The organism is Paenibacillus hubeiensis, assembly GCF_032334105.1.
Taxonomy (GTDB): domain Bacteria; phylum Bacillota; class Bacilli; order Paenibacillales; family Paenibacillaceae; genus Paenibacillus; species Paenibacillus hubeiensis.
Genome location: NZ_JAVYAE020000006.1, coordinates 254,908 through 271,911, shown reverse-complemented (window position 1 = coordinate 271,911; position 17,004 = coordinate 254,908). Strand labels below are relative to the sequence as shown.

At 52.4% G+C, this 17,004-nt stretch carries 15 protein-coding genes; 14 read left to right on the top strand and 1 reads right to left on the bottom strand.

From position 1 onward, the window contains the following. Window positions 1–30: 30 nt before the first annotated feature. The 14 genes from RSX24_RS18115 to RSX24_RS18050 all read left to right on the top strand — a co-directional run bounded on the left by RSX24_RS18115 (window position 31) and on the right by RSX24_RS18050 (window position 16,476). The gene (locus RSX24_RS18115; RefSeq protein ID WP_236413647.1) at window positions 31–462 is read left to right on the top strand and encodes a CBS domain-containing protein; all 432 of its coding nucleotides are present in this window, start codon (window positions 31–33) and stop codon (window positions 460–462) included. Between the two features lie 170 nt (window positions 463–632). Continuing rightward, window positions 633–935, top strand: a complete 303-nt coding sequence (locus RSX24_RS18110) for a MazG-like family protein (RefSeq protein ID WP_236413646.1) — start codon at window positions 633–635, stop codon at window positions 933–935. Between the two features lie 5 nt (window positions 936–940). Further along, on the top strand, window positions 941–1,852 hold the full coding sequence (locus RSX24_RS18105; protein ID WP_236413644.1) for a DUF2232 domain-containing protein: 912 nt from the start codon (window positions 941–943) through the stop codon (window positions 1,850–1,852). A gap of 11 nt (window positions 1,853–1,863) precedes the next feature. Beyond that, the gene (locus tag RSX24_RS18100; RefSeq protein WP_339275420.1) at window positions 1,864–3,855 is read left to right on the top strand and encodes a DHH family phosphoesterase; all 1,992 of its coding nucleotides are present in this window, start codon (window positions 1,864–1,866) and stop codon (window positions 3,853–3,855) included. After that, window positions 3,852–4,295, top strand: a complete 444-nt coding sequence (rplI, locus tag RSX24_RS18095; RefSeq protein ID WP_236413640.1) for a 50S ribosomal protein L9 — start codon at window positions 3,852–3,854, stop codon at window positions 4,293–4,295. Before RSX24_RS18100 ends, rplI begins: the two co-directional genes overlap by 4 nt. Before the next feature lies 1 nt (window position 4,296). Then, a complete protein-coding gene (gene dnaB, locus RSX24_RS18090) occupies window positions 4,297–5,658 on the top strand; it encodes a replicative DNA helicase (RefSeq protein ID WP_236413638.1) in 1,362 nt (453 codons plus the stop codon). 421 nt (window positions 5,659–6,079) lie between these two features. After that, the gene (locus tag RSX24_RS18085) at window positions 6,080–7,366 is read left to right on the top strand and encodes an adenylosuccinate synthase (RefSeq protein WP_236413636.1); all 1,287 of its coding nucleotides are present in this window, start codon (window positions 6,080–6,082) and stop codon (window positions 7,364–7,366) included. 176 nt (window positions 7,367–7,542) lie between these two features. Beyond that, window positions 7,543–8,310: a hypothetical protein gene (locus RSX24_RS18080; protein WP_343261383.1), complete on the top strand. Its 768-nt coding sequence runs from the start codon at window positions 7,543–7,545 to the stop codon at window positions 8,308–8,310. 745 nt (window positions 8,311–9,055) lie between these two features. Further along, on the top strand, window positions 9,056–10,591 hold the full coding sequence (locus tag RSX24_RS18075; RefSeq protein WP_236413632.1) for a peptidoglycan DD-metalloendopeptidase family protein: 1,536 nt from the start codon (window positions 9,056–9,058) through the stop codon (window positions 10,589–10,591). Between the two features lie 426 nt (window positions 10,592–11,017). Then, window positions 11,018–11,749, top strand: a complete 732-nt coding sequence (yycF, locus tag RSX24_RS18070; protein ID WP_339275416.1) for a response regulator YycF — start codon at window positions 11,018–11,020, stop codon at window positions 11,747–11,749. After that, window positions 11,749–13,599 carry a cell wall metabolism sensor histidine kinase WalK gene (walK, locus tag RSX24_RS18065; protein ID WP_236413628.1) on the top strand — a complete coding sequence of 617 codons (1,851 nt, stop codon included), beginning with the start codon at window positions 11,749–11,751 and terminating at the stop codon, window positions 13,597–13,599. Before yycF ends, walK begins: the two co-directional genes overlap by 1 nt. After that, a complete protein-coding gene (locus tag RSX24_RS18060; protein ID WP_236413626.1) occupies window positions 13,583–14,863 on the top strand; it encodes a YycH family regulatory protein in 1,281 nt (426 codons plus the stop codon). Before walK ends, RSX24_RS18060 begins: the two co-directional genes overlap by 17 nt. A gap of 56 nt (window positions 14,864–14,919) precedes the next feature. Further along, on the top strand, window positions 14,920–15,663 hold the full coding sequence (yycI, locus tag RSX24_RS18055) for a two-component system regulatory protein YycI (RefSeq protein ID WP_343261382.1): 744 nt from the start codon (window positions 14,920–14,922) through the stop codon (window positions 15,661–15,663). A gap of 6 nt (window positions 15,664–15,669) precedes the next feature. Further along, window positions 15,670–16,476 carry an MBL fold metallo-hydrolase gene (locus RSX24_RS18050; RefSeq protein WP_339275411.1) on the top strand — a complete coding sequence of 269 codons (807 nt, stop codon included), beginning with the start codon at window positions 15,670–15,672 and terminating at the stop codon, window positions 16,474–16,476. Here RSX24_RS18050 and RSX24_RS18045 read toward each other — a convergent pair. Next, window positions 16,445–16,630 (bottom strand): hypothetical protein, encoded by a 186-nt coding sequence (locus RSX24_RS18045; protein ID WP_236413759.1) that lies wholly within the window; start codon window positions 16,628–16,630, stop codon window positions 16,445–16,447. The two genes, RSX24_RS18050 and RSX24_RS18045, sit on opposite strands and share 32 nt — an antisense overlap. Window positions 16,631–17,004 lie beyond the last annotated feature (374 nt).

Genomic DNA, 17,004 nt, shown 5'->3' with positions numbered 1-17,004 from the left:
TATGTAGGACAAGGGAGGACACGCAAGGGTATGAATATTGCATTTTTTCTATTGCCCAAGCAAGAGGTAACATGCGTAACGTCGGATTCTACACTCAGGCAAACGTTGGAACGGATGGAATATCATCGATTTACGGCGGTGCCCATTTTGAATAAGGAAGGCAAATATATCGGTACCGTGACTGAGGGCGACTTGTTGTGGCACATGAAGAACTCCGAAGGGAAGATTTCATTTGAAAACGCTTCAAAGTTTTTGCTCAAGGACGTTCCGCTGCGGCTTGATATCAAGCCGGTATCGATCAATGCCAACATGGAGGATTTGATCAATCTGGCCAAAGTTCAGAACTTTGTACCCGTCGTGGATGACATGGAACGATTTATCGGCATTGTGCGGCGCAGCCAAATTATCGAATATTGTGAAGGCATCGTTGCCAAGGAAACGCTCAAGGCCAAATCCATTTGAAAAAATCGGTTGCAGAAAAGGGATAATCCGTGCTTTTCGGTATCATGTTAAGCATAACCTTATCCAAGGAGACAGCTTGGGGCATTGCCAAGGGGGAACATTTTTACACCCCCCTTTTTATGCTATAATGGAGAATAAAGCTTTTTCCGGGGAGAGTGACTTTCGCTAATATGCCTAAAGAACTGGATGTAGCCAAACGCGCTAAAGTGATTGAATGGCTGAAGACCGAAGTGCTTGACCAGGTGTCCCGATTGTTCAAAGCGTTATGGGAAGGCAGCACCTCCCGAATCGGGGACAGTCTCGCCAGTCTGATGATGAGCGTGTACATATTGGGCCGCAGGCTTGGTATTCCGTTCAAGGATCTGGATGCACTGCTAGTAGAGAAACTGAAAAAGCACAAATCGGAAGGTCACCAGTTGGAAGACTGGTACCAGGATATATCCGCGCTCGAAGATCATATGCGTAAGAGGTGAAATTGTTGAAATTTAGCTTTAAAACGGCCGTTTGGAGCGTCGTGTATTTGCTCTTGTTGCTTTCGCTGCCAACGCCTCTATCGGTGCTCGCGATCTTTTTCGTGCTGGTTCCGGGAGTCGTATTGTACGCGTCCTTATCGGTGAAGTCCTTTGTATGGCATCTCGTGCCGGTAGCCGTCATTTTGTTGATGATCAGTCCCATATATTTGTTATTGCTCGTGATTTTCACGATTCCCGCCATGATTATGGGTAATGCTTATAAGAAAAGGAAATCGGCTCTGTTTGCTTTGATGTCAGGAATGGGTGCGATGCTGGGGGAATATTTGTTCCTTTTGCTTTTAGGCACTGTATTTTTCCAGTTCGACCTGTCCGGCTATATTACCGATGTGGTTCAATTGACGGTCGAACCATTAACCGGATCATCCACACAGATGGTTAACGGTTTTGTATGGACGCCGGAAATGACGCAGGACGTGGCGAGACAGACGCAGCTCATGATTCCGTTTGCACTGGTTGTCACCTCTATGGTGATGGCTCTTATCACGCATGCAGTCGCTCGTCCCATCCTGAGTGTTATGGGCGTGACGGTGTCCAAATTGCCGCCTGCACGCGAATGGAGAATGCCACGCGCGTTGATCTGGTACTACTTCCTTGCATTGATCTTCGAGGTCGTGTCAAGACAAAGCGACGGGACGTATTGGACGATGATCGCGGCCAATCTGTCGCCGCTAATCAATTTGGGCTTCATGATTCAAGCTATCGGTTTTTTCTTTTTCTTGTCCCATGTGAGGAAATGGAATCCGGTAATCCCCTATCTGCTGGCCGCCGCCGTCTTTTTCATTGGGCCGCTTCGGATTATCGGGATCATTGATCTGGCGTTCCCGCTTCGAGAGGCAATTTCGAAACCAAAACGATAGGGTGATGAGTCATGCCTAAATTTCTGAAGAAGCGCTGGCACGGCTACTATACCGTATGGGCGTTTATTCTATTGCTCCTGCTGGTCATGTTCGTGACCATTTACAACTGGACGCTTGGTTTGATCAGCCTGATACTCGCTTCGGCGCTCGGCATTGTCATGATCAAAGCGGAGCTTGCCTTTCGCCGGGAATTGAATGATTACATTAATGGATTATCCATACGCATCAAACGGATGGAGGGGGAAGCGGTAAACATGCTTCCCTTCGGCATTGTGCTGTACAGCGAAGACCGTACGGTAGAATGGCATAACCGCTTTGTGGCGGATATGTTTCAGGAGAAAACGATGGTGGGCAGCACGCTAACCCATCTGTTTCCAAAGCTGCCGCAGCCGAAAGAAAAGAAGGACGGATCGAAAGACGCGGCATCCAAGGAACTGCACGACGAGTTCCAACTCGATGACCGATATTACGGCGTCATCCATAACCCGCTGGAACGGTACGTGTACGTGTATGAAATTACCGAGTTGGCTGTTCTCCGGGATAAGTACGAAAATGAACGAATCGCGCTGGGCATTCTGGTGCTCGACAATCTGGACGAGGCGGCACAAGGCATGGACGACCAGCAGCGCACCTCGCTGATTGCCCGCGTAACCAGCGAAATCACGGCTTGGGCGAAGCGGTACGAAGTGTATTTGCGCCGTTTGTCGTCCGACCGCTACCTGATGATGCTGAACCACAAGGCGCTGCAGGAACTGGAGCAGAGCCGGTTTGTCATTCTGGACGAGGTGCGGGAAATGACCGCCGATCTCAAGGTGCCGATGACGCTTAGCATCGGGCTGGCCTTTGGTTCGGATAGCATTAGCGAGCTGGGAGAGCTTGCTCAGTCCAGTCTCGATATGGCGCTAGGACGCGGCGGCGACCAGGCTGCCGTCAAATCGGGACAGCGGCTGTCCTTCTATGGCGGCAAGTCCAATGCCGTCGAGAAACGGACGCGGGTTCGCGCCCGGGTCATTGCGCATGCTTTGCGGGATCTTATGCAGGAGAGCGATCGGGTCATTATTATGGGGCATAAAATGCCCGATATGGATGCGATCGGCGCTTCCATCGGGGTGTGGAAAGCGGCCAGCCTGTACAATGTGGAGGCACGCATCGTCCTGGATGGGGTAAATCCGTCCATTGAGCGAATGATGGAGCTGGTGAACAAGGACGAAAAGTTGGCCAAAGCCTTTATTTCGCCCGAACAGGCAACCCAGGTCATGACCGAGCACACGCTGCTCGTCGTTGTCGATACCCACAAAGCCTCCATGACGATGGAGCCCAAGCTGGTACAGGCCGCTACGCGCGTAGTCGTGGTGGACCACCACCGCCGCGGCGAGGAATTCATTAACGACGCTGTGCTGATTTATCTTGAGCCTTACGCTTCATCGGCTGCCGAGCTTGTTACCGAGCTGTTGCAATATATCCATGACAAGGTACAGTTCACGCCGCTGGAAGCGACGGCGCTGCTCGCGGGAATTACGGTGGATACGAAGCATTTCGCGCTGCATACCGGGTCAAGAACGTTCGAGGCTGCCGGCTTCCTGCGCAGAAGTGGTGCAGATACCATCATGATCCAACGGCTGATGAAAGAAAATCTGTCAGAATATATTGCTAAGGCAGAAATCATAAAGCATGCTAAAATGGTATATGGGAACATTGCGCTTGCGGTCACTGAACGCGGCAGCAAGCTCCCGCAAATGATGATCGCCCAAGTGGCGGACACCTTGCTGAACATGAACGACGTCGTCGCTTCATTTGTGATCAGCGAGCGTCCGGACGGGCTGATCGGAATCAGTGCAAGATCGCTCGGCCGCATGAACGTACAGGTCGTCATGGAACGGCTCGGCGGCGGCGGGCATTTGACCAATGCGGCTGTTCAGCTGGAAGGATCGCTGGGAGAGGCAGAAAAACGGCTGATGAACGTACTGGCTGAAATCGAAAAGGAAGAGGGGCTGTTCGAATGAAAGTCATTTTTATAAAAGATGTTAAAGGTCAGGGGAAAAAAGGACAAGTGAAGGAAGTATCGGAAGGATATGCACAGAATTTCCTTCTGCCGCGCGGGCTGGTGCGTCTGGCTACCGACGGAAACATGAAAACGCTGGAGAACCAGAATGCAGCCGAAGAGCGCCGCAAACAAGAAGAAAAAGCGGAAGCGGAAGTGCTCGGCAAAAAGCTGGAGGCTGAAGTCACCGAACTGAAAGCCAAAGCGGGTGAAGGCGGTCGCCTGTTCGGGGCCATCACAAGCAAACAAATCGCTGAGGCGCTTGCAGCCAAAGGCTTGAAAATCGATAAACGCAAAATCGAACTGGACGATCCAATCCGTACGCTCGGCGTAACACAAGTAACGGTGAAGGTTCATCCTGAAGTCAAAGCGACTATCAAGGTACAGGTAACGGAGGAGTAAGATGGGCGGCGAAATGTTATTCGACCGGATTCCCCCGCAGAACCTGGAAGCCGAGCAGGCCGTGCTGGGTGCAATCCTGCTTCAGGGCGAGGCCCTGATTACAGCGATGGAACGGGTGCAAACCGAGGATTTCTATGACAAGCCGCATCAACTCATCTATGAAACGATGATTCAGCTTGGCGAGGAAAATCAGCCGATTGACCTTGTCACGCTGACTTCGCGTTTGAAGGACAAAGGCGAGCTGGAGGAGGCCGGCGGCGTCAGCTATCTTGCGAAGCTGGCCCATGGCGTGCCTACGGCAGCCAATGTCGATTATTACGCCCAGATCATCGAAGAAAAATCGATGCTGCGGCGACTCATCCGTACCGCCACGCAGATTGTGAGCGAAGGTTATGCAGGCGGAGAGGATGTATCGGCCATGCTCGGGGAAGCCGAGCGGCGCATCCTGGAAATTTCCAATCGTCGCTCCAGCAGCGGCTTTATTGCCATCCGCGATGTTCTGATGGAAGTGTTCGACCGTGTCGAGACGCTGCATCAGAACAGGGGAACAACAACAGGCATTCCGTCCGGATTTATCGATTTGGACAAGATGACCGCAGGTTTTCAGCGCAGTGACTTGATCATTGTAGCGGCACGTCCTTCCGTAGGTAAAACCGCCTTTGCGCTGAATATCGCCCAGAACGTGGCCATTCGTGCGCAGGAGACGGTAGCCATCTTCAGTCTGGAGATGTCGGCGGCACAGCTTGTGCAGCGGATGATCTGCGCTGAGGCGAACCTGGATGCGGGTGTCATGCGTAACGGGGATTTCAAGGGCGACGAGGACTGGCAGAAGCTGACGATGGGCATTGCTGCATTGTCGGAAGCGGAAGTCTATATTGACGATACACCCGGGATCACGGTAGCCGACATTCGTGCCAAATGCCGCCGTCTCAAAAAAGAGAAGGGGCTTGGCATGATCCTGATCGATTACCTGCAGCTCATCAGCGGCCGCGGCAAAGCAGGGGAGAACCGCCAGCAGGAGGTCTCCGAGATTTCCCGTACGCTGAAGCAGATCGGCCGTGAGCTTGAAGTTCCGGTTATCGCGTTGTCCCAGCTCAGCCGGGGCGTGGAGCAGCGGCAGGACAAGCGCCCAATGATGAGTGACTTGCGGGAATCGGGTTCGATCGAGCAGGATGCCGATATCGTGGCGTTTTTGTACCGGGATGATTATTACAACCAGGAGACCGAGAAGAAGAACATTATCGAGATCATTATCGCCAAACAGCGTAACGGTCCGGTAGGTACGGTAGAGTTGGTCTTCCTGAAGCAGTTCAACAAATTCGTCAACTACGAGCGGGCGCATAACGATGCATTCGCGATGTAGTTCAGACCTCTGATGCGCAAAGCATTATATGCAATGATGGAGTTGCGCCGTTTTGCGCAATTCCGTGTTGCCATAAGAAATCGGCATGCCATCCTGCTTCCAGGGCGCAGGCATAGCCGGTTTTCTTTGCGTGCTTTTGGAACAATAATGGATACATTTAGCCGCAACTTAGGTGTATTTCCGAACATTAACAACGAAAAATATATGATTAGTTCGTTTATTGATTTGACTTTGAAAATGGGGACTGGTACACTATTACTGCTGCGTTAAAGCAGCGAAAACCTTCCTTCCAATGTAACGAAGGAGTTTTCACTGTCCGTTAGCACGCTTCTCCGCCGGTGTTTTCACATTCATTTGCCTGCCGAGATAGAGGACGGACAGATCAATAAAAGGTGCGCAAGGCACCCACGGAGGAATGCACATGTCAACGGTAGTTGTAGTGGGAACGCAATGGGGAGACGAAGGAAAAGGCAAAATCACGGATTATCTCGCGGAAAGCGCGGACGTGGTCGCTCGTTACCAAGGAGGTAACAATGCCGGCCATACGATTTTGATCGATAACAAAAAATATAAGCTGACGATGATTCCATCGGGGATTTTCAACACTGACAAAGCTTGCGTCATCGGCAACGGCATGGTCATTAACCCGAAGGCACTTATTGAAGAGATTAATTATATTCATGACAATGGCTTTACAACGAAAAACCTGACGATCAGCGACCGGGCACATATCATTCTGCCATATCACATGGTACTGGATGCGCTGGAAGAAGAGCGTAAAGGACCGAACAAAATCGGTACGACAGGCAAAGGGATCGGTCCTTGTTACATGGACAAAGCAGCTCGTATCGGAATCCGCATGGCTGACCTGATGGATGCCGAAGAGTTCGAACTGAAGCTGCGCCATCTGGTGCAGGAGAAAAACCGCGTCATTGAGCAAGTATACGATGGCGAGCCGGTGGATGTAGAGCAAATCCTGAAGGATTACCTGGAGTATGCCGAGGTTCTTCGTCCATACGTGCGCGATACTTCCGTCGTCCTGAACGAGTTCATCGACGAGAACAAAAAGGTGCTGTTTGAAGGCGCGCAAGGCGTTATGCTCGACATCGACCAAGGTACCTACCCGTTCGTAACGTCTTCGAACCCATCCGCAGGCGGCGTATGTATCGGTTCCGGCGTTGGCCCGGCACGCATTCAGCAGGTCATCGGCGTGGCTAAGGCTTATACAACACGCGTAGGCGATGGTCCATTCCCAACGGAACTGTTTGATGCTGTTGGCGACCAGATCCGCGAAACGGGTCATGAGTACGGTACGGTTACCGGACGTCCTCGCCGCGTTGGCTGGTTCGACAGCGTCGTTGTTCGTCACGCGCGTCGCGTGAGCGGTATCACAGGCCTGTCCCTGAACTCGCTGGACGTGATGACAGGATTGGAAACCGTGAAAATCTGTACCGGATACAAATACAAAGGCGAGATCATCACTCATTATCCGGCTAGCTTGAAAATGCTGGCGGAGTGCGAAGCGGTTTACGAGGAGCTGCCAGGCTGGAGTGAAGATATCACGGGAGCGAAAAAGCTGGAAGATCTGCCAGTGAACACGCAAAACTACATCAAACGCGTATCCGAGCTGACAGGCATTCCGATTGCCATCTTCTCGGTAGGCCGTAACCGTGAACAGACGAATCAGGTTATGCCGATCTACGTCTGATCCATCATTATAAATAAGTAAGCCCCAAGTACTGCCTATCCGGCGTCGCTTGGGGCTTTTTCGCATTTGATCTGATATGAAACCCCGATTTTCCGTCAATACTGGTTAACAGCGGATTTGGCTTAACCGTCACCCGGACAGGCTGGAGGACGGATCATCGGAGGGAGTGAAGAGAAATGAAACTGCTGCAATGGTTTGTAAAAATGCTGCTCACGGTTGTGCTGGTCAGCTCATTGACGCTGCTGACAACCGGACTGATAGTGCAATCGTACGTAAAATCGCTGCTGGCAAGCTTCAATATTGAATGGGAAGGGTCATCGCTTGGATTAACCTCCATGTTTCAGGGTGCTCTGGGCGGGAGCAAAACCAACGAAAAGAAGAGTGAGCCTGAATCGGAACCGACCGATAAACCCGTCGGTGCCGAGGAGGAGAAGGTGCCCGAGGGTGCCATTTCAGTGATGGGGAACGAAGGTGACGGGAGCACGAAGAGTGAGGAAAAAGCCTCGCAGGATGCATCGCAGGGCAACCCGGATTCAGGCCAGGGCAACTTAAATGAAAAATCGGATCTAGGAGCCAATTCCGAAACAGGATCGGAAACCGGTGCAAATGCTGGCGCTGGTACAGCAGGGACGTCCAATGGAACCGCTGGTACCACAGACGCGTCCAATGGAACGGAGGAAGGCAAAGCCTCCGCAGAGACCGGAGCGGTCGTTGTATCACCGGACGATATTACGAACAAAAAAGACAGCTTGCCGCAGGCGGAGAAAGAGAAGATCTTCAGTCTGCTCATGAACAAGCTGCCGCAACAGGAGATGCAGCAAATATCGAGCGCCATGGAGGGCGGATTGACGGAAGAAGAATTGCGAGAGATTGAGCAGGTCATTTCCAAGTATTTAACGAGCGAAGAATACGACGGCCTAATGGAAGTGCTGCAGGCGGAATGAAGAGGTTAAAATAGCTAGGTATTTTCAAGGCCTAGGGCCGGAATAGAGACTTATGTACGCATGCTGGTCAGGACATGTAATAGAAGCCATCGGAACGGGATTATCCCCTTCCCGGTGGCTTTTTTGGCTCTCGGGAGCTGGGAGGGAATTAGCGCAATTACATCTTTGAGATCCTGTGGCCGATTCATCGCAGGCATTCTCTGCTGGAAAATAATTCACTGTATACGTGGTTGCCGGACGATCAAAACTACATTGGAACATTCGCTAAAACTTGGGACGCCATCGGATGAACGGATCAAAATTCCGCTATGATGAGGTCGGCCGTACAGGATGGTCGGCTCTTTCATAGAAGGTGAAATCCCAAGCCAGACAAGGTGTGAATGCGCATCATCAAGATGTTAAACTGGGTCTTAGAACCTACTCCTAATGGCTTTGCTTTTGGGTGAATCCAGTTTGGAAAAAATGCATTGCCACAGACGGCGATGGTCTTCCACATTATGCATAAATAAGGAAAACGGCCTGGGAGCGCACATTTGCGCCGTGATCGCTGTAGTTGAAATGCCTGTAAAACCTGTGTTAAAGTAAACGGGTGTGATGAAAGGTTAAAATTTTGACACTTTTACAAACGCAGCTAAAGTCCTGATTTTTGCGGACACCCAATATAACCATTGACAGGCATAAGACAGACACGATGGGTAATGTCTTTACAGAATGCGGTTTTAGAAGTGCTGAAAAGGAGAGAATCATGAAAGGTTTCAAAGGCATAAGCCAACCGGGCAAAAAAATCCGGAAACACGAACCATCCGGAAAACACCCGAAGGCCGAAGACAAGAACAGCATGAGCATGTCCAACTTCAGTGTAACGAAAGCGCGCGCCTGGACCTCGCGCAAATGGATCATCGCCGCATCATGCGGGATATTCATCGCAGCTTCGATCGGATTCGCAGCCAAGCAATACATAGCGGCCAACACGCTTACGTATTACAACGTATTGGTTAAAGGCAATCCTGTCGGAAGCATCTCGGACGAGGCACAATTGCAACAACTATTCGCAGACAAAACGCAGGAATACCAAAATAAATATCCGGACGCAGAGATGGTCCTGAATACCGAAGGCATTACGACGGAAACGGCGAAATCCTACAAGCCTCAAGTGGACAGTCAGGGTACGTTGGATAAGTTGAGCGATATGCTGACAGCTTACGCCAAAGGCGTCGAAATCAAGGTGGACGGTGAAGTCATCGGCATCGTGAAAGACGAGGAAACGGCGAACAAGGTACTCGAACAGGTGCAGAGCAAATACATATCGGCAGCGGCCGTGAGCAGCCCGCTCAAGACGAAGTCGGTATCGGCGAATTCTTCCTCCAAGGCAGATGGACCCAGCACCACGCTGAAGTCGGTCGACATCCAGGAGGAGGTTTCCACCGACGCCGTAAAAGCCGACCCCAACAAAATTTGGGACGTGTCCGAAGCGGTCAAGGCTTTGACCGTAGGCAAGGACTCGCCGGTAACTTACGTTGTGCAGGAAGGAGACACGATTTCCTCCATCGCAGCGAGATTCGAGATTACGCAGGCGGAGATTCGCAAGAACAATCCCGGAATCAAGGAAACGTCGATGCAAATCGGCGATAAACTGACGCTGACGGTGCCGAAACCGGCCGTGACCGTCAAGTCGGTCGAACAGATCGTGGAACAAATCGAGATTAAACCACAAGTCGAGGTGCGCAAAAGCGCCGATCTGAAAGCTGGCACGACCAAAGTGGTCCGCCCGGGGCAGAGCGGCCTGAAAAACATGCAGTACCGCGTCACCAAAGAGAATGGCGAGGTCGTTAAGGAAGAATGGCTGGGTCAGGAAGTCGTGAAGGCTGCCGTAACGGAAGTGGTTCTGAAAGGAACCAAGGTCGTGGGCGAAGGGACTGGCGCGTTTGCCTGGCCGGTATCGAGCGCTTCCATATCCAGCAGCTACGGACAACGCTGGGGCCGCCAGCATAAAGGCATCGACCTGGTCGGCAATCGGGACGTGAAGGCGTCCGACGAAGGCGTAGTGACGTTTGCAGGCCAGAAGACCGGTTATGGCAATGTGATCATCATCAACCATCGCAACGGATACGAAACGTTATACGGTCATCTGGACAGCATCGGCGTCAAGGTAGGACAAGTCGTCGAAAAAGGCGAAAGCATCGGCGTTATGGGCAATACGGGACGCTCTACCGGAACCCATCTTCATTTTGAGATCCATAACAACGGAACGGTGGAGAACCCGCTCACTTATTTGAATTAGAACTGAATATAAGGCGGATTGTGGTGGCTGCGAATGCTGCTGTGCGAACCGCTATATCTATGGGTCAGCTTAGGCTGGCCTTTTTGCGATGATCATCAATATGTAAAAAACTTTCAATTTCTGAGTATTGAGACGCCGGTTCGGGATGTTACGCCGCTCAAGGTATGTTAAACTATTGATTATAATCCATCCAATGTAGGACAAACATGTGTGATTTCCCGAATTGGGGAGACAAGCTTCGCCACCGGGAAATAGCAGCATCGTTTGTGCGTTATATAGAGAATGAGCATGCATATAGGCTGAACTCAATTTTTACACGCTAACGGAGAGGCAGAACCAATCTGGAGAAGCGAAGCGTTGCTTATATAGAAAAGAGAAATAGACCGCTGCGGCGGATCATGCAGGATATAGGGGTGAATACAGCAGATGCAGGGAAAGATTCTGGTGGTTGACGACGAGCAGCCTATCGCGGACATTCTGAAGTTTAATCTGGAGAAAGAAGGGTATGAGGTCATCTGTGCCTTTGACGGCATTCGTGCGGTTGAGCTGGCGCTATCCGAGAAGCCGGACCTGATGCTGCTGGATTTGATGCTGCCGGGCAAAGACGGCATGGACGTATGCCGTGAAGTTCGCGCTCATTTGGAGATGCCCATTATCATGCTGACCGCCAAGGATGGCGAGATCGACAAGGTACTCGGGCTGGAGCTGGGCGCGGATGATTACGTCACGAAACCGTTCAGTACGCGCGAGCTGCTTGCCCGGGTAAAGGCACAGATGCGCAGGCGGCAGAAGCCGGTCATCGCTGCAGCGTCAACGGAGGCACCAGAGGATGATGAGAAGCAAGTGCTGCGTTTGTTCGACCTGGCGTTCGATATGGACATGTATACAGCGTACAAAGGAGGCGAACCGCTCGACCTGACTCATCGCGAGTATGAGCTTCTCTATTATATGGCGAAAAATTCGGGCAAGGTGATGACGCGCGAACATCTGCTGCAGGCAGTATGGGGTTACGAATACTTCGGGGATGTGCGGACCGTCGACGTGACGATTCGCCGCCTGCGCGAGAAGATTGAGGAGAATCCGAGCAAGCCGGAAACGATCTTGACCCGGCGCGGTCTCGGTTATCTGGTGCGCAGCCCCAAAAGCGTAGGTCTGTAATGAGCCGCTTCTTGAAGTTTTCATTCTTTCGCACGATTCAAGCCAAGCTGATTATTATCTATGTGCTGCTAATCCTGATTGCGATGCAATTGATCGGGGTTTATTTCGTCAGCGCGATGAAGAATTCGTTAACGAGCAATTTTACGGAGGATTTGCAGGCCCGGGCTGAAATGTTGTCTGTGCTGGTGGGCGAAACGCTGGCTGGCGGCGACCCGGAGGCTGGTGAAGACCGTACGGAAAACCTGCGCGTGTTGGTGAACAATCTGTTCAATATCAACGGTGCGGAGATTCAGGTTCTCGATGCCAGCGGGAAGGTGCTGACGACCTCTTTAAGCTCCCATTCCGATTACGTGGGGCGGAAAAACACGCAGACCGTAGTTAGTCGTGCCTTGCAAGGCATTCGGGATAATGAAGAGTACATTGTCGACGAAGATAATGTGCGCAAAAAAGTCGTCGCCAAGCCGGTCATGTCCGGCGGCAAAATTATCGGCGCAGTGTACATCGCCGCTTCGATGAGCGAGTTGTACGCCACCATGGAAGGCATCAACAAAATTTTCATTTCGGGCATTCTGATCGCCCTGGTGCTAACGGCAGTGCTTGGCGTGATCCTGTCGCATACGATCACCCAGCCAATCAAAGAAGTCACGCGGCGGGCCACGGCGGTGGCCGAAGGCAACTTCGACCAGCAGACGCCCGTATTCGGCACGGATGAGATCGGACAGCTCAGCCGGGCCTTTAACTATATGACGAGCAGGCTGCGCGACGCTCTCTCCCAGAACGAAGAAGAGAAGGAAAAGCTGACTTCGATTCTGACCAATATGAGCGACGGCGTGGTGGCAACCGATGAATATGGCAAAGTCATACTGGTGAACCGCCGCGCCAGCAGCATTCTGGGCATGCGTCCTGCGGATATCGAGGGCAGGCATTTTGCCGTGCTGCTCGGCATAGATCCGGAGGATGCCGAGGCGCTGGCGAGCGGATTCACCGGATCGACGTTGCTGCAGATTGCGCCAGCCGGGCAGGAGGAGCCTGTCGTCATCCGCATGACATTCACGCCTGTGCATCGGCGCGACCTGGGCATTACAGGGACGATTGCCGTGCTGCAGGACGTCACGGAGCAAGAAGAACTGGAAGCGTCGCGGAGGGAGTTCGTCGCCAACGTCTCCCATGAGCTGCGCACGCCGCTCACAACCATCAAGAGTTATGCCGAAGCGCTTGATGACGGCGCACTGGAAGATCCGCAGCTGGCGGGCCGTTTCGTGGGCGTCATCCAAAACGAGACGGAGCGTATGATTCGGCTGGTTACCGATTTGCTGCATCTGTCGCGGCTCGATTCCAAAGAGGCGCGACTCCGCAAACAGCCGACCGATGTGCTGGAAATGCTGGAGGAAGTGACGGACCGTTTCTCCTTCCAGATGCATCAGAAGGATATTCAGTCCGTGTTGTCGGTGGAAAACGGGATGCCGCTTGTTCCGCTGGATCGCGACCAGATTGACCAGGTGCTGGACAACGTGGTGTCCAATGCGCTGAAATACACGCTGGAGGGCGGCACGATTACGATTTCGGCAAGGCGCGAAGGCGGGAATACGCTGGCCGTTTCGGTGAGCGATACCGGGGTGGGTATTCCGCAGCGGGACCTGGACCGCATTTTTGAGCGGTTTTACCGGGTAGACAAGGCCAGATCCCGCAGCATGGGCGGCACAGGGCTCGGGCTGTCCATTGCCCGGGAAATCGTAAAAGCGCATGACGGCAGCATCTCGCTCGAATCGGAGCTGGACGTCGGCACAACGGTTACGTTTAAGCTGCCGATGCGGAGCGAAGGAGGTGAGCACAGTGAAGGAACGCATTAAGTCACTCGTGCTTGCTTCGCTGGTAGCTGCGAGCCTCGTGCAGAGCTATTTCCTGATTTATCGTCTGCCTGGCGGCGGCGATTCGGTAGTCACCTCCGAGACAAACTATGTCAAAACCGAGAATATGGGCCAGGAGCGCAATATTGAGGAATTGATCTTCCCCGATCAGATGATTATTCATTTGGGTGGGGATAAACATACCGTGTTCTATCCGGGCAATACCTTTTATCAGTTGATCTATTCGCGGATTCAGGGCCGGACGTTTGAGGATTTCCAGCGCCGAAACGTGCAATCCGTCAATTGGGAGAAGATTCGCAAGGAGAATCAAGGCTTTGAGCTGTCTTTCAAAGAAGGCATTCCCGTGCAATTGCTGCAGCGGGTAATGCGGCTTGGCACGGACTCGCTGTTCCAGGGAGAGACGATCAACCGGATTTCCATTTATACGGCCAAAAACGACTCCAAGGTGCATGCGCTGTTCTTTAGTGCCAAAGGCGATGTGGTATACGAAGCTGCACAGGCCGACCTGACCGTGCAGGACGTGCAGCAGCATGTGGATTTCGGCAGCAATTGGACGCCGTATACGTTGATGGAAGGCGGATATTACATTCCAAGGGCGGCGCTGGAAACGATCGAAGCCGAGGTGCCGACAGGCCAATTCACGGTCGAGCAGATGCAGCGCAGCCTGTTCTTCGATCCAAGCATGACCCGAAACATTCGGGAAAAGGACGGATCGGAGATTTATACGGACAGCAAGCGCAGTCTGCAAATCAAACAGGAGCAGCGCTGGATGACGTATACCGATCCTGCGGCACCGCCGGCGGGTCAGAGCGACCCGGCCAAGGATGCGCTGTCTGCGGTGGATTTCGTCAACCAGCATGGCGGGTGGAAGGGCAGGTCCCGCATGATGATCGAATCCAGCGATAACCGGACCAGTCTCCAATTCCAGCAGTACTACGGCAGTTTTCCGATTCTCGATCTGGCGCAATTCCGTTTCGGTACGATCAGCATGGAAATGCAGCAGGAAACGGTGTCGAGTTATGAACGTTCGCTGGAGTACCTGAACGAAGGCTCGGAGACCAAAAAGGCGGTCAAGCTCTCGGGAGGGGACAAGCTGAAGGCACTGATCGAAAAGGTGACCGGCTCCACTCGTCAGGTAGAGGACGTATATCCGGCATACCGCCCGTCTGCGACGGAGGATGGCTTGAAGCTGATCCCCGTATGGGTCATCCGTTTCACGAACGGAGAAGAGACCACGGTGTCATAGGAATGGCCTAGTGTAACGGTTTTCTTTTGAATCATGTCATAGCGGAGGTGAGGTTGTTGGATTGGGGACGCGCGAAAAATGTGTTGATCTACGCCTTTTTGCTGCTTAACCTGGTGCTTGGTTATCAGATCTGGGTGGATGCCCGGGAGACGGCCGGAGCCAATCTGGACTTCACCTCCCTGGCGGACAATACCCAGCTGGCGATGGAGGAAAAGGGCATTCAAGTGCTTGCCCCCATCCCGAGTGAAACGCCGAAGCTGCCGAAACTGTCCTATGAGTTCATTGAAGAGGATAAGGCGGGCCTTGAAGTCAATCTCGATCAACCGATCGACAGCAAGCTGATCTTTGCACAGGGCGAGTTGGAAAATGCGCTAAAAGATGAAATTGCACAAATCGGCAGTTATCGACTTGATCAACTGATGGCCGAAGATGGGGCCTTCGTTCTTCATCCGTTGGTGGACGGGAAATGGCCGCTCTTCAACGTCAGCCTGGAGCTGTTCTACAGCGATCAGAAAATTACGGGCTACCGTCAGACGCCGGTGCGGATCACGACAACGGAGGACAGCGAGCAGCAGGTGCTCCCGGCGTCGAAGGCGCTGGGAACGCTGATCGAGAACTTTTTGCCCAATGATGCCATCGTGAAGGATATTCAATTGGGATATTATGGTCAGTTATTCAACTCGGATATGCAAGTGGCGATGCCGGCATGGCGGTTCGTGCTGGAAAGCGGCGAGATTCTGTACGTGCAGGGTATCAGCGGGGATGTATTCAGTCCCAAGACAGACAAACTAGAGGAGTAATGCGTTATGGGGATATATTTTACCGTGTTGTCCAGCGGTTCGACGGGAAATGCAACAGTCATCCAGCATGGGGGAACCTCGTTGATGATCGATGCTGGGCTCAGTGCGAAGCGGCTGGAGGCGCTGTTTCTGGAACGGGAGATTTCGGGAGCGGAGCTGGACGGAATTTTGGTCACGCACGAACATTCGGATCATATTAAAGGACTAGGCGCGATCTCCCGCAAATATAATTTACCAATCTATGCGAACACGAACACGTGGAAAGCGCTGGAGAAATCGGTCGGAGCCATTCCGGAGGAAAACCGGCGTATTTTCGAGACGGGGGAGAACAAGGATTTCGGTTCCTTGCGCGTCGAATCGTTCGGCATCTCCCATGATGCCGCAGAGCCGGTCGGCTATACGTTCGATGACGGCAGCGAGAAGCTGGCGGTGGCGACCGACCTCGGCTATATGAGCGATAAGGTGCGCGACGCGATTGCAGATTCGGATGTGCTCGTTCTGGAGGCGAATCACGACGTGGAGCTGCTGCGCATGGGACGTTATCCGTGGAATACGAAGCGTCGCATTCTGAGCGATATCGGGCACCTCTCGAACGAGGCGGCAGGAGCGGCGCTCAGCGAGCTGATGAACGGGCGCCTCAAGCGCACCTATCTGGCGCACCTTAGCTTGGACCATAATATGATCGATTTGGCCAGAATGTCGGTGCGCGATGCCATGGAGAGCCGCGGTTGCTTTTATAAGGACCATGAGTTCAGGCTGTGCGACACGTATTACGACCGACCTACGCCATGGGATAGGGTGGGTCAGCCATAAAGCTGTCGAGTTCGGCAGCCTTGCGTTCCACCTCTTCGCGGGTGAGTATGCCTTTGTCCACCAGCAGTTCGATCATCGTACTGAGCGCAAGCGTGTTGCGATAATGCTCTTCCTTCAGGTCGGCCAGTTTGGATGCCATATGAACCTCTTCCATAGCTGTGAGTGTGCGTGTGCGATTCAACGTTAACCCTCCTTCTATGAAGCTTCGAATATCTTTTACTATTATTGTAGTCAGAGGACGTGGAAAACATTCCTCTTTTTCCCTCTACAAATTGGCTGGAATGGCGTGTATGCTGAAAGGGACGGCTCGGCAGGACTGGAAATTATTTTATTTACGCCGGAAATAGGCGGTTAGCAGGGCTGTTTTTGTGGTGATAGATAGTGTGACTAATTAGCCGCAGGGTGCGGAAGACAGAAAAAATGCAGAGAATTTACGATCATCTTCATGATTATGCAACTTTTTGGAATATTTCGTGTTTAGTATATAGAGGGCTGGATTAAAGGCCATAAGTTCGTGTGGAATCGAGA

Coding starts and splice junctions, on each gene's coding strand:
- RSX24_RS18050 (WP_339275411.1), top strand. CDS start 15,670: ATGGGGATATATTTTACCGTGTTGTCCAGCGGTTCGACGGGAAATGCA.
- RSX24_RS18075 (WP_236413632.1), top strand. CDS start 9,056: ATGAAAGGTTTCAAAGGCATAAGCCAACCGGGCAAAAAAATCCGGAAA.
- walK (WP_236413628.1), top strand. CDS start 11,749: ATGAGCCGCTTCTTGAAGTTTTCATTCTTTCGCACGATTCAAGCCAAG.
- dnaB (WP_236413638.1), top strand. CDS start 4,297: ATGGGCGGCGAAATGTTATTCGACCGGATTCCCCCGCAGAACCTGGAA.
- RSX24_RS18100 (WP_339275420.1), top strand. CDS start 1,864: ATGCCTAAATTTCTGAAGAAGCGCTGGCACGGCTACTATACCGTATGG.
- RSX24_RS18085 (WP_236413636.1), top strand. CDS start 6,080: ATGTCAACGGTAGTTGTAGTGGGAACGCAATGGGGAGACGAAGGAAAA.
- yycF (WP_339275416.1), top strand. CDS start 11,018: ATGCAGGGAAAGATTCTGGTGGTTGACGACGAGCAGCCTATCGCGGAC.
- RSX24_RS18080 (WP_343261383.1), top strand. CDS start 7,543: ATGAAACTGCTGCAATGGTTTGTAAAAATGCTGCTCACGGTTGTGCTG.
- RSX24_RS18045 (WP_236413759.1), bottom strand. CDS start 16,630: ATGGAAGAGGTTCATATGGCATCCAAACTGGCCGACCTGAAGGAAGAG.
- rplI (WP_236413640.1), top strand. CDS start 3,852: ATGAAAGTCATTTTTATAAAAGATGTTAAAGGTCAGGGGAAAAAAGGA.
- RSX24_RS18115 (WP_236413647.1), top strand. CDS start 31: ATGAATATTGCATTTTTTCTATTGCCCAAGCAAGAGGTAACATGCGTA.
- RSX24_RS18110 (WP_236413646.1), top strand. CDS start 633: ATGCCTAAAGAACTGGATGTAGCCAAACGCGCTAAAGTGATTGAATGG.